This is a genomic window from Amycolatopsis azurea DSM 43854 (assembly GCF_001995215.1).
Classification (GTDB): domain Bacteria; phylum Actinomycetota; class Actinomycetes; order Mycobacteriales; family Pseudonocardiaceae; genus Amycolatopsis; species Amycolatopsis azurea.
Map to the genome: position 1 here is coordinate 40,484 of NZ_MUXN01000023.1, position 20,652 is coordinate 61,135.

General features: G+C 64.9%; 13 protein-coding genes and 2 pseudogenes. 13 read left to right on the top strand and 2 right to left on the bottom strand.

From position 1 onward, the window contains the following. The first annotated feature begins 86 nt into the window (after positions 1-86). Both B0293_RS28640 and B0293_RS28645 read left to right on the top strand, forming a co-directional pair. The gene (locus B0293_RS28640; RefSeq protein WP_005164873.1) at positions 87-1,877 is read left to right on the top strand and encodes a non-ribosomal peptide synthetase; all 1,791 of its coding nucleotides are present in this window, start codon (positions 87-89) and stop codon (positions 1,875-1,877) included. Positions 1,878-1,903: 26 nt separating this feature from the next. Then, positions 1,904-5,446 (top strand): type I polyketide synthase, encoded by a 3,543-nt coding sequence (locus B0293_RS28645; RefSeq protein ID WP_005164870.1) that lies wholly within the window; start codon positions 1,904-1,906, stop codon positions 5,444-5,446. A gap of 464 nt (positions 5,447-5,910) precedes the next feature. Here the strand turns inward: B0293_RS28645 and B0293_RS28650 are convergent, their stop codons facing one another. Both B0293_RS28650 and B0293_RS28655 read right to left on the bottom strand, forming a co-directional pair. Next, positions 5,911-7,464 (bottom strand): amino acid adenylation domain-containing protein, encoded by a 1,554-nt coding sequence (locus tag B0293_RS28650; protein ID WP_005164869.1) that lies wholly within the window; start codon positions 7,462-7,464, stop codon positions 5,911-5,913. Further along, complete coding sequence (locus B0293_RS28655) at positions 7,461-8,144, bottom strand: hypothetical protein (RefSeq protein ID WP_143254658.1); 684 nt, start codon at positions 8,142-8,144, stop codon at positions 7,461-7,463. Before B0293_RS28655 ends, B0293_RS28650 begins: the two co-directional genes overlap by 4 nt. A 333-nt stretch (positions 8,145-8,477) precedes the next feature. Here B0293_RS28655 and B0293_RS44895 point away from each other — a divergent pair. From B0293_RS44895 to B0293_RS28710, 11 genes and pseudogenes are all read left to right on the top strand, one after another. Continuing rightward, positions 8,478-8,591 (top strand): annotated as a pseudogene (locus B0293_RS44895) (hypothetical protein); the annotation flags it as partial. Positions 8,592-8,903: 312 nt separating this feature from the next. Continuing rightward, positions 8,904-9,656, top strand: a complete 753-nt coding sequence (locus B0293_RS28660) for an IclR family transcriptional regulator (RefSeq protein ID WP_039919304.1) — start codon at positions 8,904-8,906, stop codon at positions 9,654-9,656. 370 nt (positions 9,657-10,026) lie between these two features. After that, entirely contained in the window at positions 10,027-10,824 is a 798-nt protein-coding gene (locus tag B0293_RS28665; RefSeq protein WP_052014562.1) for a methyltransferase domain-containing protein, read from the top strand. 76 nt (positions 10,825-10,900) lie between these two features. Next, positions 10,901-11,431: pseudogene (locus B0293_RS44355) on the top strand (transposase); the annotation flags it as partial. Positions 11,432-11,483: 52 nt separating this feature from the next. Continuing rightward, a complete protein-coding gene (locus tag B0293_RS28675) occupies positions 11,484-11,837 on the top strand; it encodes a hypothetical protein (protein WP_005164858.1) in 354 nt (117 codons plus the stop codon). 1,387 nt (positions 11,838-13,224) lie between these two features. Beyond that, positions 13,225-13,494 (top strand): acyl carrier protein, encoded by a 270-nt coding sequence (locus B0293_RS28685; protein ID WP_005164854.1) that lies wholly within the window; start codon positions 13,225-13,227, stop codon positions 13,492-13,494. Between the two features lie 29 nt (positions 13,495-13,523). Further along, positions 13,524-14,474: a beta-ketoacyl-ACP synthase 3 gene (locus B0293_RS28690; protein WP_077241422.1), complete on the top strand. Its 951-nt coding sequence runs from the start codon at positions 13,524-13,526 to the stop codon at positions 14,472-14,474. A gap of 57 nt (positions 14,475-14,531) precedes the next feature. Beyond that, complete coding sequence (locus B0293_RS28695) at positions 14,532-15,875, top strand: cytochrome P450 (protein ID WP_005164849.1); 1,344 nt, start codon at positions 14,532-14,534, stop codon at positions 15,873-15,875. Between the two features lie 89 nt (positions 15,876-15,964). Continuing rightward, positions 15,965-17,008, top strand: a complete 1,044-nt coding sequence (locus tag B0293_RS28700; RefSeq protein ID WP_005164847.1) for a 3-oxoacyl-[acyl-carrier-protein] synthase III C-terminal domain-containing protein — start codon at positions 15,965-15,967, stop codon at positions 17,006-17,008. Positions 17,009-17,028: 20 nt separating this feature from the next. Further along, positions 17,029-19,650 carry an aminotransferase class III-fold pyridoxal phosphate-dependent enzyme gene (locus B0293_RS28705; RefSeq protein ID WP_005164844.1) on the top strand — a complete coding sequence of 874 codons (2,622 nt, stop codon included), beginning with the start codon at positions 17,029-17,031 and terminating at the stop codon, positions 19,648-19,650. Positions 19,651-19,683: 33 nt separating this feature from the next. Continuing rightward, positions 19,684-20,607 (top strand): NAD(P)-binding domain-containing protein, encoded by a 924-nt coding sequence (locus B0293_RS28710; RefSeq protein WP_005164842.1) that lies wholly within the window; start codon positions 19,684-19,686, stop codon positions 20,605-20,607. Positions 20,608-20,652: the final 45 nt, after the last annotated feature.

A 20,652-nucleotide genomic window follows, 5' to 3' on the forward strand; every position in this document is an offset into this window, starting at 1 on the left:
TTTCGCGGAACGCGAAGCTGACATGAGCCCCCACCGGTGCGATGGTCGAGGTTCCAACAGCTTTGTTCGCACGGAATCGAGCCACTATGTCGACTCTGCCCCAGGACAGTGCCCCCGATCGCGCGAAAGGGGTATCCGGTGTCTGGTCGGCGGTCATCGCCCAGAAGCCGGAACGAGCCGCCATCTGTGCCAGCGATGGTTCCGTGACGACCTACGGGGAACTCGTGGAACGCGCCCGCCGGACCGCCGGCGCGCTGCACACCACAGGCATCGGCCGAGGGGCATTCGTCGGTGTCTGTCTCCCTCTCGGCGCCGATCTCGTCGTCGCGGCGCTCGCTGTGCTGCGCTGCGGCGCCGTGTACGTGCCGCTGGATCCCGCCTATCCCGATCCCCGTATGAAGGCCGTGATCGCGGATGCCGGGCTGTCGGTCGTCCTGACCGACAGCCCGCAGGTACCCAGGATGCACGCGCTCGGCATGGAAACGGTCGCCCTTCCCGACGTGACTTCCGAAACGCCGCCCGCTGTGAGAATCCGCCCCCACGACACGGCTTACGTCGTCTACACGTCCGGCTCCACCGGCACCCCCAAAGGGGTCCTCAACTCTCACGGGGCGCTCGACGAAGTGCTGTCGTGGATGGCTTCGGACTTTCCCCTGCACTTCGCGTCCAGGGTGCTGATGAGGACGACTTCGACCTTTGACGTGTCCATTGTCGAGTTATTCTGGCCACTCGTCACAGGGGCGACGCTGGTCGTTCCCGAGCATAGTGCGCATCACGATCCGGAGCAGCTCGCGCTCACGATCGCCCGGGGCAGAGTGACCGACACGTTCTTGGTGCCCAGTCTGCTTCCCGCGCTGTTGGCGGAGCCCGCGCTGGCCGAATGCGCCACATTGCGCAGGATCCTCTTCATCGGTGAGCCGTTGCCCCCCGAGCACCTGAGGCGTCTCAACGAGGTGCTCGCCGGAGCGGCGGTCTTCAACACCTACGGGCCGTCAGAAGCGGCTGTAGTCAACCTCTGGCACCGGTGCACTCGTGCGGACGCGTTCGCATCGCGGGTACCCATCGGGCGTCCTGCTGGTCACAACACCGCGGTCATCGTGCGACCCGGCACAATCGACCCCGTCGCGCCGGGCGAACCAGGGGAACTGGTCCTGGGTGGTCCGCAGGTGGCGTCGGGGTATCACCGCCGGCCCGAGCTGACCGCCGAGAAGTTCGTCGACGGACCCGATGGCAGGCTCTACCGGACCGGGGATGTCGTGGTCGAGCGTGGGGACGGTGCAATCGAGTTCGTCGGCCGTGCCGACCGCCAGGTCAAGGTGCGCGGCTGTCGGGTGGAACTGGACGACGTCGAAGCCTCCGCACTCAGCGCGCCGTTCATCAGTGCAGCGGTGGCCGACACTCGGATCCACCCGCAAGACGGGAGCACGACCCTGGTCGCGTGGGTCGTCGCGGATTCGGATATCGACTCCCGCCGCATCCGTGACCACATGACCGGCCAGGTTCCCGCCTACATGGTGCCCGACCTCGTGGTGATGTTGCCGGAGATACCACTGCAGCTCAACGGAAAACTGAACCGGTCCGCCTTGCCGGATCCGTTCGCCGCCCCGGCAGCCCCCGAGCAGGCACCGACCGTGCCGCTACTGCGCCTGGTCGAGGAGTTGTGGGCCGAACTGTCCGGCAGCCCAACGGAGAATCCGGATGAGGCGTTCTTGGACAGTGGCGGTAATTCCCTGCTACTGCTGAAGTTCCGGACACGCCTACGATCACGTGGCTACCCCATGCTGCGGGTGCTCGACCTGCTCGACCACCCAACGCCCCGTAAGCTCGCGGCGTTCCTCGACAGGCAGGACGCGGCACCAGCGCCGCAGAGACGATGACGGCGTCGCGACAGGGGAACGACCCGGTGGCCGTCGTCGGCATGGCGGGCCGGTTCCCGGGTGCCAACGATCCAGGTGAGCTGTGGTCCCTGATCCACAAAGGCGTGGAGGCCGTCACCCGGCTCACCGAAGACGAGCACGACCTGCCTGAGGCCCTGACCATGCCCGGATACGTGCCCGTCGCCGGCATACTCGAGGACATCGCAGGATTCGACGCGAAGTTTTTCGGGATTGGCCCGACAGAAGCGCGGGCGATGGATCCGCAGCACAGGATGCTGCTCGAATGCGCCTGGGCGGCACTAGAGGACGCGGGCTGCGTGCCCGACCGGTTTCCCGGCCGGATCGGGGTGTTCGGCGGAGTTGGGACCAGCACGTACGGATCCCTCGACCCGACGCCTTACATTCCCAGCTTGGACCGGCCGGAAGACACCGCACGCACCATCGCGTCGGAGAAGGACTTCTCCGCGACCCGCATCGCACACAGCCTCGATCTCACCGGGCCCGCCGTCACCGTCCAGACCGCGTGTTCGACATCGCTGGTCGCGGCGCATCTCGCCATACGGGCGTTGCAAGTGGGCGACTGCGACGCAGCCCTGGCCGGTGGATGCACGGTCCGCGTTCCGCAGCGAGTCGGCTACCTATACCATGTCGGCGGCATTCTGGCTCCCGACGGCCATTGCCGTCCTTTCTCCCGCCATGCCGAGGGCACGGTACCCGGAAGCGGAGGCGGGATGGTGCTGCTGATGCGATATGACGATGCCATCGCCGCCGGTTACCACGTGCGCGCGGTCATCCGGGGTTCCGCGTTCAACAACGACGGATCCAGCAAGGTGTCTTTCACCGCGCCCGCCTCCGCGGGGCAGACCGCGGTCATCGCGGCGGCACTGAATGACGCGGGGGTCGAACCTTCGACGATCAATTACCTGGAGGCCCATGGCACGGGCACCGAACTCGGTGACGCCGTCGAGTTCTCCGCGGCAGAACGGGCCTACCGGGGTGCGTCACCCCAGTCATGTGCGCTCGGGTCGCTCAAGGCCAACATCGGTCACCTCGACGTCGGTTCGGGAGTCGCGGGACTGATCAAGTGTGTTCTCGCTCTGGAGCACGGCGTGATCCCGCCTGCGGTGAACACGCACCCGAGCGGAGCCGACCTTCTGCGACCGGAAACCCCGTTCTACGCGCCGACCGAATCCCTGCCGTGGCCGCGATCCGATTCGCCGCGGCGCGCTGCGGTCAGCTCTTTCGGGATCGGGGGTACCAACGCACACATTGTGCTGGAGGAGTCCTCTCCGGCGGCAGCGCGGCCGGCGCCGGAGAGGAATCGGCTGCTGGTGGTGTCGGCCCAGACCGGCGAGGCGTTGGCTCGCCGGCTGTCCGCGCTAGAACAGGTAGCCACCGACACCCCCGTCGATCTGCTGGCGAGCACGCTGAGCCACGGAAGGGCGACCTTCGCGCACCGGTTCTCGACCGTCGTCCGCACGGCCGGGGAAGCCCGCGAAGCGTTCGCCTCCGCCCGTGCCACACACCGGGCCGCCCCCGTGCCACCCGAACTGGCCTTCCTGCTGCCCGGCACAGGCGCGGAACAAGACTGCGCCGTCGGCGATCTATACCGGTCCGAACCCATCTTCCGGAAGGAGCTGGACCACTGTCTTGACACGGTCGAGCCTCCTGTACGCAGCCGCATCACCACATTGCTCACCGGGCAAACTCGGCCGAACGGACCCGTACCGGTCTCCGTCGCCATGCCGGCGCTGTTCGCCCTGCAGTGGTCCCTGGCCCGGCTCCTGGACTCCTGGGACATCCGTCCAACCCGCTATCTAGGGCACAGCCTGGGGGAATGGGTCGCCGCCTGCCTCGCGGGAACCACGGACCGCGAACACGGCATGCGGCTCGCCGCGCTGCGCGGCCGCCTGGTCGAGAGCACGCCGGAGGGCCACATGCTCTCGGTCCCGGTCCCCGCCGACCAGCTTCGCCGGTGGCTGCCGCCTTCGGTGAGCATCGCCACGGAGATCGACACCGGTCGTGCGGTGATTGCCGGCCCGGTCGCCGATATGGAACACGTGGCCACTCAGCTCTCCTCCCGTTCCGTGCCGTACCGCCCGGTCCCGGTCAATCGGGCCATGCACTCGGCAGTGTTGGACCCCATCCTCGATCAGTGGCGTGACGCGGTGGCAGCGACACCCCTATCCCCGCCGCACACTCCGTGGTTGTCCAACCTCACCGGTACCTGGATCACTCCCGCGGAAGCCATCGACCCGGACTACTGGAGCCGACAGCTGCGGGAGACCGTGCTGATGGACGCAAACCTGCGCTCGCTCGGTAGCTCCGAGGCCACCATCCTCGTCGAACTCGGACCGGGACGCACCCTGTCCGGGTGGGCCGCACGCCACCCGGACATCCCCGAGAACACCGTGACCGTGTCCGCGCTCGGTCGATACGACGAACCACGCGGATCCCATGGCACCCTGATGGACGTGGCAGGCCGGTTGTGGAGCGCCGGAGTGCCGCTTGATCTCGCTTCCGTCGTCCGCGAGGCGGGGTTCCATCGGACCCCGTTGCCGACGTACCCGTTCGAGCGGGTCCGTCACTGGATCACCGACGTACCGCAGGCTTCGCCCCCAATAAAGACCCACAGGGAAAAGCCGCCCGAAGTACGAAGCCTGGATCCACTCGCTGCGTTGTGGGCTGAGGTTTTGGGCACCACGGGCAGCGACGAAGACGAGGACTTCTTCGAAGCCGGCGGTGACTCCCTGCTAGCACTGCGGCTATCCTCGGCGATCCAGCACACCCTGGGCCTGCACGCCTCCCCACAGGACATCCTGGCCTCACCCACCTTGCGGTGCCTGCGCACCAGATTGTCCGGGCCAGACGAGCAGGAGCGTTCTTTGCACGCTTTCCCCCTCCCTCCAGGGGCGACGCCGAATGGCCCTCCGCTCTACCTGATACACCCTATCGGCGGTGGCACCCTGGTGTACCGGCCGCTGGCCGCCGAAATCGGTTCGGCGCACCGCGTCTTCGGCTTCTCCGCCCGGGGTTTCCGGGACGTTGAGGAGCCACGCGACGACCTGAACGCCATGGCCCGCGCCTACACCGACGAGCTGCTCGACCATCTCGACGACGGGCCCTACTGGTTGGCCGGTTCCTCCTTCGGCGGCGTCGTCGCCGTTGAGATGGCCTCGCTGTTGACGCGCTCGGGGAAGCCTCCGCTGCTGACCGCTTTGCTGGACTCACCTTTCCCCGGCTCGCTCGCCGCAGCAGCTCCGGAACCCGAAGCGCCACCAGACCCCGTGCACCGTCGTATCCTCGACGCACACCTGCGCGCCCTGACCGAGCATCAGATTCAGCTCAAGCCTCCGCCGAGCCCTCTCGTGTACATCCGCGCGGCCGTCGAATCCCCGGACGAGGCAACGCGGTGGCGGACGAGACTCACCACCCTTGAGGTCCGAACTTCGCCTGGCGACCACTACTCCATGCTCGAACCTCCCCACGTCGCCAACGTGGCAGCAATCCTCTCCGATTGCCTGACAGCGGCCGCGCACTCCTCCGTGTCCGGCGATGCCGAGCGCTAGCCCAGGAACTCTATCGCTGTCCTGCGGCAGCGGCGCAGGATCACGCGGCCGGACTCGCCTTCGACCCCAACGTCACCTCGAGGACCCGCTGTTCACACTGTCCTACGACCAGGCTCGCGCAGCACACGGCGAACCCGGTTCCAAACACGTCGACAGTGTCGTGTGGTGCCTGCGCCGATACGGTCGACCTTGGAAGTGCTGAGCGCGGTCTGGAGTCTGCCAGCGAAGGTGCCACTGGCCACGTTCACCACCGTCCGCCATCAACTGCGTGCCGCGCCTCTGTCTGACTTCGTCCGGGTACGGACTGCTGGAGTTCATGCTGGTCGGGAATCCGCCGAGCTGCCCGTCAGGCACGCGACCGTGCCAAGTATTGGCCAGCATGTCTGCGGGACTCTGTATGAGAGCATGTGTAGCCCCTGGACCACGCCAAAGATCCGACGCACGTCGGCGAGGCTGGTGTTCTATCAGGGAACCGGGGGCACCGGTTTGTTAGACGGGACCAGCGCCTCTACGTCCAGTTTACCCTGAGGCGTGAGCGGCAAAGCGTTCACCGCAACGATAGCCGCGGGGAGTATGTGCGGTGGGGCGACAGTCGACAACGCACGTCGGATCTCCCGTGGGCTTACGGCGTCACCCACCACATACGCGACCAACTCCAGTTCACCGTCCTCGTTGTGGCGGGGCGTCACGGCGCATTGTTCGACACCGGGGACACCGGCGACCAGAGCCTCGACCTCACCGGGCTCGATGCGGAAGCCGCGTACCTGAACCTGCCGGTCGGCACGTCCCTGAAAGATGAGATCGCCCGACGGGGTGAGCCGTGCGAGATCGCCAGTTCGGTACATCAGGCTACCCGGTGGTCCTTCAGTGGCCGGGAGGAAGCGCTCGGAGTTCATTTTGCGGCGGTTCAGGTACCCGGCGGTGACTCCCGCGCCACTGATGTACATCTCGCCCACTTCTCCCAGTCCGACCGGAGTTCCGTCGGGGTGCAGGAGCCGGATGCGCACGTCATCCAGAGGCTGCCCGATCGGGCTGTCGGTGCGACCTGCGTCGGCAGTGCGGATCCGACGCAAGGTGGCGTGGACGGTCGTCTCGGTAGGACCGTACATGTTGATCAAGTGAGGCTTGTGGTCTCCGTAGGCCGCCAGCCAAGGCGACAACATGGTGGGTGTCAGCTGTTCACCGCCCAGCATCACCAGGCGAAGGGAGTCTGGGAGCCGGCCTGCGTTCAAGGCGACAGGGGCCAGCCAGCGAAAGGCTGTGGGCGTCTGGCACAGGACGGTGATGTCTTGGTGCACGATCACTGACCACAGCTCCTCGGGATCTCGGGCTGTGTTTTGGGACACCGTCACGTAGCGGCCTCCGTGTGCCAGGGCTCCCCACATCTCCCACACGGAGAAATCGAAAGAAAACGAATGCAGGCCGATCCACACGTCGTCCGGACCGAATCGCACAGTCCGGCGCGAGGCGGAGAACAACCGCGGAACGCACACATGGGGAACCACCACCCCCTTGGGGCGTCCCGTCGACCCGGAAGTGTGGATCACGTACATCGGATCGTGGAGAGATGCCGACCACGGTTGGTCATGGTCCGGCTCCGCGACGAGCGCAGGGTCGTCGACTCCTACAAATCCAGCACCGGTTCCCGCTACCCAACCGCTGTGGGCGGATTCGCCTACGACAAGTCCCAGTTCACAGTCGTCGGCGACCATCTCCAGACGCGAACGCGGATAGGCTGGGTCGAGTGGCACGTAACCGCAGCCCGCCTTGAGCACCGCGAGCAGTCCGGTAAGCAGCCTGACTCCGCGCGCCGCGGAGACCCCCACAAGCTGACCGGGTTCCACACCTGACTTGACGATGCGATGAGCCAGGCGATTGGCATCGCGATCGAGCGCTCTGTAGGTCGTGGAGCCCTCCGTCGCACCCACTTCAGTGACCGCGATACGATCTCCGGCATTCTTCGCCCACCACTCGAAGTGCCTGTGCAGAGGTTGCCGGTCCGGTTCCGGCAGTGTCATCGGGCACACAGTTCGAGGAAATCGGATGTGGTAGTGAGAGCTACGTCCATCGCCTGAAAGACCTCATCGACTGAGTCTCCTCTGACGAGCCCCTCTTCTGCCATTGCAAGGCATCGGTCGAGCGAGTCCGGCCGGGTTTGGAAACGCTGCAGCAACTTGAGGAACTCCTCGGGTGGCGCGGGTTCGCTTGCGGCCAGCGCGTCCAGCAGATCGGCACAGAACCGATGCCATTCCATCAGACCCGCATACATCGCCAGACCCGAAGCGGCCTGAGACGGAACAGAACTCGTCCATAGCCAGCACCACGCGTAGTGGAGCGCGGCGGGAGGCGGAGGTGCGGTCAGCACCGCAGTCGGATGAAGCGCTTCGATCGCCTCGGACGCGGCGCGCAGCAGCGTCAAGGCGTTGAGCTTGTAGGTTGTGAAGTCCACGAACGGCCACGCGGCCGGCGAGGATGGGAATCTCGTCACGCCAATGCCGAAGCCCGCGATCTGACTGGGAATACCCACTTCGAGATACTTCGCGAACTGGTTCCAGTGTCGCGGCTCTGCCTTACCGGCCAACACCAGTTGGGTGTATGCGTTGTCTGTGCCATCGACCGACCGGTCGTATTTCGCAATCACACCGGCCACCATCGGTGTCGAGGAGGTAACTCCCTCGTGTAATAGTACCTTGGCCACAGTAGCTCCTCTTCCGCGCCGGGTGATGTACCGCAGCTGCAATCGTGACGCACCCTCATCCTGCTGCCAACTGGCCGTCCCGGGAGACGGAACCTTGGTTGCTTCTCCGCGCCGGAGGGCCGGTCGCTGACGCGGCGTGCTCGTTCGTTGGTGACGGCCTGGCCTCCACGGACGAACAATTGCACCGCAACCAGCGCAGACTGATCCAGCCACAATTCCACCCGGCGTTTCCGGAATACGTCCCGATCCGCAAGACGGTCGAAGAGATCATCAGTTCATTGAGAGAAGGCGAAATGATCCGGGCGACAACGCCGCGCACGCCCCGCAAGCCACTCAGACGAACGATGGTTGCCCGATATGAGAGCACCCGTTCAAGGCGCCTACCTCCCGTTCGGCATGGGTACGAGGATATGCGTCGACAACGAAGTCGCCCGTTGCGTTCCATGATTCCTGCGGATTCCGCAATGATCGGCCATTGAAATTTTCACCCTGCCCGACCTGCACAGAATTTTCGATCAAGGAAGTCCGTGCGGTTTTTGAAGATCAGTTGAGGCCGACACTCGGCCGTTCAGACAAGCCAATAGGCACATTCAGTGAATCAATTCCCCCGGGCATGCGAGCACCGTCGCGCCGGGGTACTCATGAGTAGTGAACGTTCCAGACAATGCGACGTTGCCCCGCTCCCGACGAACTGTCTTTCCCCGGGCCGGGGTGGACACGATCGATCGTGCTCGGGCATGCCGAGAAAGGTCGACGCTGATGGACATGGCCGCAGTTCCCGCACGAGCACAAGGCAGACCGGCACCGGAGCGCGACAGTCCCGTCGGGCGCTCGTTCGCGATCCTCCGGGCGATTCGCGAGGCCGGCGAGCCGACGACGTTGTCCGAGATCGCACGCAGGACCGGCTTGCCGAAGAGTACCGCCCACCGACTGCTCGCCGAACTGCTTGTCGTGGCCGCGGTGCATAAGACCAACGGCCGGTACGAACTCGGCCAGGCGACCCAGGCACTTGCCGGATCCTGCGACCGGGGACTGGCGACCGCCTTGCGCCGGGTGTTCCGTCCGCTGCTGACCACGGTGCACACCAAAACTCGCTACCTGGTCGGCCTCGCAATCGCGGTCGACTCCAGGATCGAATGGGTCGACCTGCGGTACGACCAGGAATCGATCACCCTGATCCAGCGAATCGAGGAAAATACCGACCTGTGCGCAAGCGCCGCGGGCAAAGCACTACTGGCCCACAACCCCACCCTGATCACCGACTCGACGCCACCGACGAGCTTGACCTCGGAAATGGACCAAATCAGGCGAAACGGGACATCAGAGAACCTCAGCGAGGCAAGGCTCGGGATCATGGCGATGGCGGCGCCGTTGTTCAGAGCCGCCGAACAACCGATCGCCGCCCTGAGCATCGGCAGCCCCCGAGACCGGTTTCAGCCAGAAGTAGCGCAAACCGCACTTCGCACAGCAAGTCTGCACGCCCACGGACTACTCCGGCACCACCTTTACTAACACTCCTCACACCAGTCTCGAGGAGCGCCCAGGGATCGCCCTGTCGGCCTCAGGGGCGCTTCGGCCGCAGGCCGGACCAATGTTCTTTCACGCATCGCAGGCATTCCGCACGAGGCCGGGAGCGCACGACCGCGCTCCAGCCCTCGGGAGTACGTCCGCGGACGAAGGTCGCAAAGAATACTGTTCTTCGTAGTTGATCATTATGGAACATGACTGCATGATAATCGAAAGGATTCGTCATCTCACGCACTCCAGCGAATTATCCGTGATGGCCCATCCGAGGGCTTGGCCATCTCATTCGCCGCCACACCACCCGAAGTCGGGGCGGTGTTCCGAAGACTACGTCGCCAGACTTGATCGGAGCATCCCGATGTTTCAAGACCTTTTCGATGGATCGGACAATCACCTGAGAACACGGCTAGACGCGCTCAGCACGAGCTACGACGCCGCTAGCCGAAACTCCCTGTCCGCGACAGGCCTCGAGCAGGGCTGGCGGTGCTGGGAAATTGGCGGAGGTAACGGCAGCATCGCCCGATGGCTGTCGGACCAGGTCGGGCCGGACGGCTCAGTGATACTCACCGACGTCACCACACAGTGGGTCGAATCCGACGGACGACATAACCTCAGCGTGCGTGAACACAGCGTCGTCACCGACGACGCTCCCCGCTCGGATTTCGATCTCATTCACGCCCGCCAGGTATTGGCCCACTTGCCACAGCGCCACGACATCGTCCATTGGCTACCGAGCTGCCTACGCCCGGGGGGCCACCTGGTCGTGGAGGAGTTCGATCTCGAACAGCCACTGACAGTCGTGAACGCGGTCTCGGAAACCGCGGAACAGCCATTCGAAGCTCTCCACAAGCCGTTCATACGTCTGCTCCAAGCTCGCGAGATCGACACAGCATGGGCTCGCAGGCTCCCTGATCAGTTCATCGCCGCAGGCCTTGACAACGTGGTCACGAGGACCCACCGCCAACAATGGCGAGGTGGTTCCTCAGAGATTGCGTTGCACCGCGCGAACCTGGCGCAACTGAGCAAGCACCTTCTCGACTGTGGGGTAGCCCAGCGCCAACTCGACGCCTTCACCACACTGCTCGACGATCACCTCCTCAGGGTTTGGTCGTACCCGCTCGTGTCCGTGTTCGGGTCTTTGACCGTCTACCCCTAGGTGTATTGACCTGAGAGGGCCTGTAAAACGTTCGGTGTAACTCCCGATCATGGAAGTGCACCTGATGATCGACATGATGTCCGGCGTGGAGAACGCTGAGGACTCGAAGCCCTTGACCGGTTTGGATGGCCTGGACGAGCAGCTCGTCGCGCAGTTGCTGAGCCGTGCCAAGGCCAGCGGGCTGAAGCTGACCGGTGAGGGCGGGATGCTGCAGCGGCTGACCAAGCGGCTGCTGGAGTCCGCGCTCAAGGACGAGATCACTGATCACCTCGGCTATGACAAGCACGATCCGGCCGGCCGCGGGACCGGCAACTCGCGCAACGGCACCCGCTCGAAGACCGTGTTGACTGATGTCGGCCTGGTCTAGGTCGACGTGCCGCGGGATCGGGACGCCAGTTTCGATCCGAAGATCGTCGCGAAGCGGCAGAAACGTCTCACCGGCGTGGACGAGATGGTGATTTCCTTGGCTGCCAAGGGATTGACCACCGGGGAGATCTCCGCGCACCTGGCCGAGGCCTATGGCGCCGAGGTATCGCGGCAGACCATCTCCACCATCACCGACAAGGTGCTCGAGGGCATGGGCGAGTGGCAGAACCGGCCGCTGGACCTGGCTTGAGTTCCATCGGTGGTTGCGAACGGCTCAGACGAGAGGACAGCGGATGCCTCGTTATGCGCCGAACAAACTGCCGAGTTCGGTCAAAAAGCGGTACTTCGAGCTGATCAGGCAAGGGATGAAGGGAGCTGCGGCGGCGCGCGTGGTCGGCGTGTCGACCAGTTGCGGATCGCTGTGGCTCCTCGATGCTGGCGGCATGTTGATCAAGGACTTGGGGCCGGTGTCGCCGCGCTTTCTCGACCAGGACGACCGTATCGCCATCGCCGACGGGCTCGCCGCCGGAATGGACAAGAAGACCATCGACTGGCATGTCCACTGCTACGAGCAGACGGCCGATCGGGTTACCACGCTGTGCCGAATGGGCTCGCGACGGACTCGTCATCGACGGTCTACCAGCTGATGATCACATGTCCCGGCTTGCCATTGTCACCGAGGACGCCGCTGTCGGCGTCTTCGCCAGCCCCGCCCTTGACACGTGCGCGTCACCACCGCGGTTACCCCCGCCGCCCTGGCCGAAACCGGCGCCGTCGTTGCCGGGCGCACCGCGGCCCCCAAAGGCTGTGCCGTGAAGCCCCACTGCGATCGTCCAGCACAAGATCAAAGAATAGTCAGGCATCATCTTCACTATTGTGGATCGAAAACTCTGGACCCCGTGAGTGCTGATTCACCTACACGGCCGTGACTATCACCGCCTCGATCACGTTCTTCTCGCCGCATTCGGCGACATCCAGCCTGCGGCCGGATCGCCTATGGCGCGCCGCAAGTTCAATGACATCAACGCTGACCACTTCCTGCCCATCCTGCTCGCGTCATCACACCAGTAGACCCGTCATCGGCCAAAGCAGGCCAGCCTGGACGGGATCCGTACTGTTGAAAACGGCATCATGTTGAAAGTGCGGCAACACAACGATACCGTTCGCGATGCCACCACTTGCGCGATCGACACCTATTCCAGATCACTCTCGGTCACAGGTCGGCGGTGATCTTTTCCCGATGGCGCAAGAGTTAGGAAGATTCAGTGGTTCCCGCGGTCATCTCGTTTCGGCATTGACCTTGCAGGTCGCACGGTAGTACGGTCCGCTTGTCACGAAACGAACGTTCTATCATTCAACGTGACAGCCTCAAAATGCGAAAGGTGGACACCTTGTCACGTGCAACAAAACGCCGTGGACTGATCCGATTCCACCGCACCCGCGACCGAGGAGGGCGAAGTCATGTCTACGACTTGGCCGACCGCGTCTATGACACGGACTCCGTTCTCCGCCCAGCCGCTCACGGAGTCTTCGATGACGGCAATCAGCCCGATCGGCTCGACGACGCCGACCTTGACATCCGACTCGCCAACATCCAGCACCCGCAGGTCGCAATCACAAACCCGACAAAGAAGATCGATCAGCTCGAGACTCTGAGCTCGACCACTCCCCCGCAAGATGCCAACCCACCCTGCCCGCCAGCCGGGTCGCGACCAGCCCTGCCACACCGAAGTTCACTGCGAGGTGCCATAGCAATAGAATGGGGCGGCAATAAAATACTGCTTTCGCCATATATCGAGCGCTTGCGAAAAATCAGAAATTGTCATCAGAAACATAAAATGACCTTGGAAATTTCAAAAGGTTGATGCATTTGACACAATCTGACACCAATATGATTGATCAACTGCGATTCACTTGCCGGAAAGTTTCCGCCGCACGGTAGTTCCTGCGCTTACCCGTTCACATCACCTGAATCGTGTTTGAGGATACGCCTCCGTCCATCTTTTCTATTGAATAGCAGTGAGGGAGAGAACTGTGACTGTCGCTGAATTGGAAAAGATCCTGACGCACGTCGTGCACGGGCCCAATGCCACTCCTGATCAGAGGATCACCCTGCCGTCGGAGGCCCAGGAGCAGCCGTTGGACGAGCTGGATGTGGACTCGCTGGCCAGGGCCGAGCTGATGACGGTCCTCAGCGATACCTGCCAGATCGAGATCAGCGACGAGCAGGCGACCGTGCTCACCACGCCTCGCAAGATTCTCGAGTTCGTGGACAGTCGTGCGACGAAGCGAGCCAGTGCGTGAAGTCTTCTCTGTCGCGGTCCTGTCGCGTGGTGGCCGTAGGCTCCTACCGTCCCACGCAGGTGGACTCCCAAGACGTCGCCTCAGCCCTGGGGAAGAACCGAGAGTGGGTCGTGTCGCGGACCGGTGTGGAAACCCGGTGTGTGGCCGCTCCCACCGAATCCGTGACCCATATGGCGCTCGCCGCCGCGCAGCAGGCTCTCACTGCCGCGCAGGTGTCGGCTGAGCGTATCGACGCCGTACTTGTCGCGACGTCGACCAATCCACAGCCTTGCCCGTCCATCGCCCCGCAGGTCACCTCGGCGCTCGGTTTGAGCGTCGCCGCGTTCGACCTGAACATCGCGTGCGCGGGGTTCTGCTACGCCCTGCACGTGGCCAGCTCTTTGATCGCCGGCGGTAGCTGCGCCACGGTGCTGGTCATCGGCGCGGATCGCATGCTGGACTTGGTTGATCCACAGGATCAAGCCACCGCTCCTGTCTTCGCGGACGGAGCCGGAGCGGCGGTGGTCACCGCCACGGACGGTCCCGGCGGCGTGGGGCCGGTGGTGTGGGGGTCAGCTGGGGAGAGGGCGGCAGCGCTGGCAGTCACCCCCGGTGTTCTGGGGGCCGCCCGCCCCGCCTCCGCGCGACCCGCGCTGCGGATGGATGGCTTGGCGATCGCCCGATGGGCCTGTTCCACCGTGCCCGCCGTTGTGCGGGAGATCCTGTCGGTGACGGGCATCGGCTGGGACGACGTGGCTGCCTTCATCCCGCACCAGGCGAACTGGAAGTTGATCCAGCGTATCGGACAGGGACTTGATCTGCCGGAGAAGGTCGTGGTCGCCGACGACGTGCGGTTCACCGGCAACACGAGCTCAGCGTCGGTCCCCCTTGCCCTTCACCATCTGGTGGACACCGGACGGGTGCGATCGGGCCAGTGGGCTGTGCTGATCGGATTCGGTGCTGGGCTGGCTTATGCCGGGCAAGCCATCCGCATCCCGTAAAGCCGCCGGGAGGCACGACCTCATCGTCCCGCGTCGGGCAGAAGGAGACCGAGCATCATGCTGATCAAACCCGTCGGCCGCGATGTCACGCACCTGGAGCACCCGCCGGGGCCACGTCTTCCTTGGCCCGTGCAGACAGTGCTCTTCACCTGGAAACGCCACCTATGGGCCCTACGCCTGCGCGAGAAATACGGCGATGTGATCGTGCTGAGGGTCTACCCGTGGCGCACCGTGGTCTTCATCTGCGATCCCGAGCACATCGCGGCTATGTTCGCCTCACCTCCCCCGAGGTTCCGGATGGGGGAAGGCAGCTCGATCCTGCGGACCGTGCTGGGCGGGCATTCCCTGATCCTGTCCGACGACGAAGAGCACCGCCGGCTGCGTCGGCTGATGGCGCCCGCTTTCGGCAAGTCCGCTGTGCGTGGCTACCGCGACACGGTGCGCGCGCTGGCCGAGCGTGAGGTGCGAAGTTGGCCCACCGGGCGTCCGGTGAACAGTCTCGCCCGGATGCGCGCGCTGACTCTCGAGGTGATCTGGCGCGTTCTGTTCGGCGCCGTCCAAGGCGCGCACATGGACAGGTTGCGCGTCCTGATCACCAGGCTCCCGGCTACCGACCTCGTGATCCTTTTGGGCCTGGACAAGACCTTCGTGCGCGACAGGGGCCCGTGGCGGCGTGCGGCGCGGGCGCTCAAGGAGATCGACAGCCTGATCTACCGGACCATCGAGGAGCAGCGCCAGTCGCCGGATCTGGAGCGGCGCACTGACGTACTCTCCCGACTGCTGAGTGCCAGTGACCGCGGGGAACACCTGACTTCCGCCGAGATCCGTGACCAGATCATCACGCTGCTGTACGCGGGCCACGAGACCACCGCCACCACGTTGGCCTGGGCCCTGCACGAGTTGGCACGCAACGCCGAGGTGGCGCGGGCCGCGACACGCGCCACACTCACCGACGACACCGCCTACCTCGAGGCGGTAGTGAAGGAGACGATGCGGAGACGTCCGTCTGTGTTCGAGCTGACTTGGACGCTGACCGAGGACGTCGAACTGGCAGGCTTCCGGCTCCCCAAAGGGGCCACCTTGATGCCGTTGATCGGGATCGTGCACATGGACCCGCGGAACTACCCGGACGCGAGAGCCTTTCGTCCCGAGCGTTTCCTGCGGGGTGACGTCCCGGCGCACGTGTTTCTTCCTTTCGGCGGTGGGGTGCGGCGCTGCATCGGCGCCAATCTCGCCACGCTCGAGGCCGTCGAGGTATTGCGGACAGTGCTGTCCCTGCGCGCGCTCAGCGCCCACCGGCCTGGCCCGGAACGTGCTGTGTGCAAGAACGTCACCATCACGCCTGCCGACGGCGCGCGAATCATCGCGAAACCGCTGCCCGCGAGTGAACGAGCGCTGTGACGGGCACCTTTCATGGGAAGGATCGCCACCATGTCCTGCAACGAAACCGACCAGGAATCGCGTCCGCACTGGCCGCAGGGAGAAACCGCGTGAAACTTCGTGCCGTTTCCTGCGCCCTGCCTTCCCGGGAGGTGACCAATTCCGACATCACGGAACTGATCAGCAAACACAGCAATGGTCATTTCAACGGCGATTTGCAGCACGCCCTGAACAAGATCGGCGGATTCCTGCGCTACAGCGGAGCCCGTACCCGATATTGGCTCGATGCCGGTGAACGCCCCATCGAACTGCTGCGCACCGCGGCACACACCGCCCTCGATCAGGCCGGCTTGGCCGCCGACCAGATCGACGTGTTGATCTACACGGGTATCGGCCGCGGCTTCCTCGAGCCCGGCGGCGCCTACCACGCCGCCCACGCCATCGGCCTGCACCAGGCGCACTGCTTCGACATCATCGACGCCTGCATGAGCTGGACCAGAGCCGTCCAGGTCGCCGAATCCCTCTTCGCGACCGGCTCGTTCCGTACTGCCATGATCGTCAACGCGGAGTTCAACATGCGGGCCGGCGGGCCGGTCGTCCCCCACGTGTTCCGGCTGAAACGCCTCGAAGCGCTGGAATCGACGCTTCCCGCCTACACGCTCGGCGAAGCCGCCACCGCGACCGTGCTCACCGCAGAAGACGGTGAGCCCTGGCAGTTCCGTTTCATTTCGCGCCCTGACCTCGCCGCGTTGTGCAACGTCACTCTCGAGGGCTACGAAGGATTTTGTGAGCCTTCCGACAAACTGGCCCGCAACGGCGTCGGTGTCTTCACTTCCTTCGGCCTTGAGATGCACGAGGTAGGTAAAACTGAAGCGCAGACGGTGTTCGAGCGGCTCGATCCACCTCGTGACAAGGTAGCCGCGCTGTTCACCCACGCCTCCAGCAAACGCTGGTGGCAGACGGCGGCCGATCGGGTCGGACTCGGCCACGCCGTCCATCACGTCTACGACCGGATGGGCAACGTTGTCTCGGCCTCGATACCGGCCGCCATCGAGGCGGCCCTCTCCGCCGGGCGGCTGCGGCAGGGGCAGCGCGCCGTCGGCTGGGTGGGCAGCGCCGGCATGTCCTTCGCGGCCTTCACCTTCGTCCTCTGACAGTCGATCAGGAGCCGGATATGCTCAAGCACCTGACCAAGGCGGCTTCTCTCGCCGCTTGGGGAGCGGCGCAGTACGGCATCGCCGCCCTGCGTGACCGCGACGCGGCCGCCCGGGACCAGCGCCGGGCCACGTCCATCCTGAAATTCTTGACCCGGATGGGGCCGATCTACATCAAGCTGGGCCAGATCGCTGCCACCCGCTCGGACCTGCTGCCGCCACACTTCGTCACCACCCTGCGGACCCTGCAGGACCAGGCTCCGCACATGAGGCCGGACGCGGTGCGCAGGGCGGTTGAACGAGAGCTGGCAAGCCCGCTGGAGGACATCTTCCGCGCCTTCCAGCTGCAGCCGGTGGCCAGTGCCTCGGTAGCGCAGGTCCACTCCGCCGAGCTGCATGACGGGCGCAGGGTCGCGGTGAAACTGGTCAAGGACGGCGTTCCCGAGCAGATCAGCCAAAGTCTGCGGGCTCTCGGTGCGTTGGTACGCCTAGTGCACCTCGGAGTGCCATCGTCACGCGGCCTGGACCTGCCTCGGCGTTTCGATGAGCTGGCCCGGCTGCTCCGGCCCCAGGCCGACATGAAGCAGGAGGCCGGCCAGCAGCAGCGTTTCCACGCCACCTTCGCCGCGCATCCTTATGTGCGGGTCCCCGCAGTGCTGGCGGAGCTGGTCACCGACCGCATGCTGGTCATGGAGTTCATGGACGGCATCCCCGGCAAGCGCGCCGACGAGGTCGCCCTGCCGCGCCCACGACTGGCGCAACGGCTGCAGGACACCATCTACACCATGCTGTACATGCATGGGATCAGTCACGGTGACCCCCACCCGGGCAACATCATGTTCACCCCCGCCGGCGAGCTGATCCTTCTCGACTTCGGCATCACCGTGGAGCTGAGCGAGGACGAGAAGTGGGGCCTGTCCTCCTTCTACTACGCCTGCAGCCGCAAGCAGTGGGACACCGCGGTCGATCGCTTCACCCGCCACTTCGTGCTGGCCGGACCAGAACTCGATGCCCGTCGCGCCGAATACACCACTCAGATGACCCAGGTGCTGCGGCACCACTTCGACCTCAACTCCAGCCGGTGGTCCACCGTCGCCTACTTCAACGACGTGAACAAGGTCCTGCGCCGGTTCAATGCCCAGTACACCACCAACTTCACCAAGGTCGAGCTGGTGTTCCTGTCCGGCGAAGGCTTCGCGGCCCAGCTGGACCCCGACATGGACATCTGGAGCAACGCCCGGAAGTTCACCGACCGGTACTCGCCGTACATGAGCGAGGAGGTGGAGGACCAGTTCACCAAAGCGTTCACCCAGCAGATGCCCGCCTCACTGAAGATGCGTGACCGCGCCCGCGGAACTCTGGTGGCACCCACGCACATCGACCGCTATTTCTTTCCCAGTGTGTTCCCCGCCTTCGTCCGGGAGGCCTCCGGCGGCCGGCTGCGCGACTTCGATGGCAACGAATACATCGACCTCCACGGCGGATACGGCCCTCACCTGCTGGGCTACGCACACCCGGTGATCACGGCCGCGATCCACGATGCCGCCGACCGCGGTCTGGTCAACGGCATCGGCAATCACCACGAGGTGGAACTCGCCGAACGGCTCGTCGCCGCGTTCCCTGCCGCCGACAAGGCCGTGCTGTGCAACTCGGGCACCGAAGCCATCCTGCTCGCCCTTCGGATGTGCCGCGGCCGCCGACGCCGAGCCACGGTCGCGAAGTTCGAAGGCCACTACCACGGTTTCTCCGACCAAGGAATGGTCAGCTCCTGGTACCGCTTCTCCGGCGGGCGAGACCGTCCGACGCCCATCGCCGGAAGCCTCGGCGCCGACCCCGCCACGGTCGACGGCACGCTGGTGCTGCAATACGGCGACATCCCCGGCCTCGTACGACTGCGCGAGCACGCCGACGACCTGGCCTGCGTCCTGCTCGAACCGATGCCCACCTCCGTCGTCTCCCTCGACGTGCCCTTCCTGACCGAACTGCGGGCACTGTGCACCGAACTCGGAATACCCCTCGTCTTCGACGAAGTCGTCAGCGGATTCCGCGTCGCCTACGGCGGCGCCCAGATCACGGCCGCGGTCCACCCCGACCTCACCTGCCTGGGAAAAGTGATCGGCGGAGGCCTGCCCTGCGGCGCGATCGTGGGACGCGGCGAGCTGATCGACATGGCGAAGAGCACCCAGGACCCGTTCAGTGACTACGAGAACCGAGTCTTCGCCGGCGGAACCTTCAGTGGCAACTCCCTGACCTGCGCTGCAGGCGCGGCCACCCTACGACACCTGGACGAGAACCGGCACATTTACACCCAGCTGGACAACCACACCCAGCAGCTCGCCGACGTGATGCGCGCAGCGACCCGCAAGCGCGACATCGCCTGCCGGCTCAGCGCCAGCAACACGTTCTTCTCCCTCAACTTCAGCCATCGCGAGGCGGGGCTCTACCGCGACCGCATGGCAGGCAGCAACTTCAAAGCCACCATCGCACTCGCGTACTACATGCGCAGGCACAAGGTGTACCTGCCAGAGCTACACGGGTTCCTTCTCAGCGCCGCGCACACCCCTGAGGACCTGGACCAGATCGCGCACGCCTTCGAAGCCAGCCTCGACGACATGCTTGCCGACGGCCTCTTCGTCACCTGACCCGGCACACCACGCACCGAACGGCGGTTTGACGTGACACACACCAGCGACTCAGCCGGCAGCCACGACGTCGCGGTCATCGGCTGCGGTCTGATGGGCTCAGCCCTCATCCGCACCCTGGCCGCCCACGGGCACCCGGTCACGATCTGGAACCGCACTCCCCGACGTGCGCGCGACCTCGCCGGAGACTCCATCAGCCCGGTCTCCTCCGCCGACCAGGCCGTATGCTCCGCTCCCCTGGTCATCGCCTGCTTGGCCACCTACGAGGCCACCTTGCAAGTCCTCGAAACCGCCACCGACTGGAGCGGAACCACGCTCGTCGTCCTCGGCAGCGGCACCCCGGATCAAGCCACCCAGGCACAACAATGGGCTGCCGAACGCGGCGCCACATACCTCGACGGCGTCATCCTGTGCCACCCGCGGAGCATCGGCACGGCCGAGGCGGCCCTGGTCTATTCCGGCCCGGCCGACACCTGGGCGAAACACCGACAGACGCTCATGAGCCTGGCCGAAGCCTCATACCACGTGTCGGACCAGGCGGCCGCCGCGAACCTGCTCGACGTCGGACTGGCCGGCGGATTCTTCATCACCGCGCTGGCCGCCTACACCGAAGCAGCTGCCTACGTCCTGCAGAACGGAGTATCCGCCACCGTCGTGGACGATCTCACCGACCTGGCCATCGAAGTCCTCCGCAACGACACCAAGGCGATCACCAAGGCGATCACCACCGGAGAACACGAAACAGACCAGGCGACGCTCTCCACCCACGTCGCAGGAGCGCGCATCGCCCTGGCCGTGCTGCAAAAAGACGGATACCGCGGCACCATCCTCGCCGCCGCGGTCGACACCATGACAGCCGCCGAACAGGCAGGCCTGGGACACCTCGGGTTCGCCGCCCAAGCCGAGATCGTACGCCCCGCCGCCTCACCTGAAAGATCACCGTACTCAGCTGGATAGACCACCAGACCGCTGGAGAGAACACAAGAAGTTCAAAGAACACAG

Coding starts and splice junctions, on each gene's coding strand:
- B0293_RS28640 (WP_005164873.1), top strand. CDS start 87: ATGTCGACTCTGCCCCAGGACAGTGCCCCCGATCGCGCGAAAGGGGTA.
- B0293_RS28650 (WP_005164869.1), bottom strand. CDS start 7,464: ATGACACTGCCGGAACCGGACCGGCAACCTCTGCACAGGCACTTCGAG.
- B0293_RS28660 (WP_039919304.1), top strand. CDS start 8,904: ATGGACATGGCCGCAGTTCCCGCACGAGCACAAGGCAGACCGGCACCG.
- B0293_RS28665 (WP_052014562.1), top strand. CDS start 10,027: ATGTTTCAAGACCTTTTCGATGGATCGGACAATCACCTGAGAACACGG.
- B0293_RS28675 (WP_005164858.1), top strand. CDS start 11,484: ATGCCTCGTTATGCGCCGAACAAACTGCCGAGTTCGGTCAAAAAGCGG.
- B0293_RS28695 (WP_005164849.1), top strand. CDS start 14,532: ATGCTGATCAAACCCGTCGGCCGCGATGTCACGCACCTGGAGCACCCG.
- B0293_RS28705 (WP_005164844.1), top strand. CDS start 17,029: ATGCTCAAGCACCTGACCAAGGCGGCTTCTCTCGCCGCTTGGGGAGCG.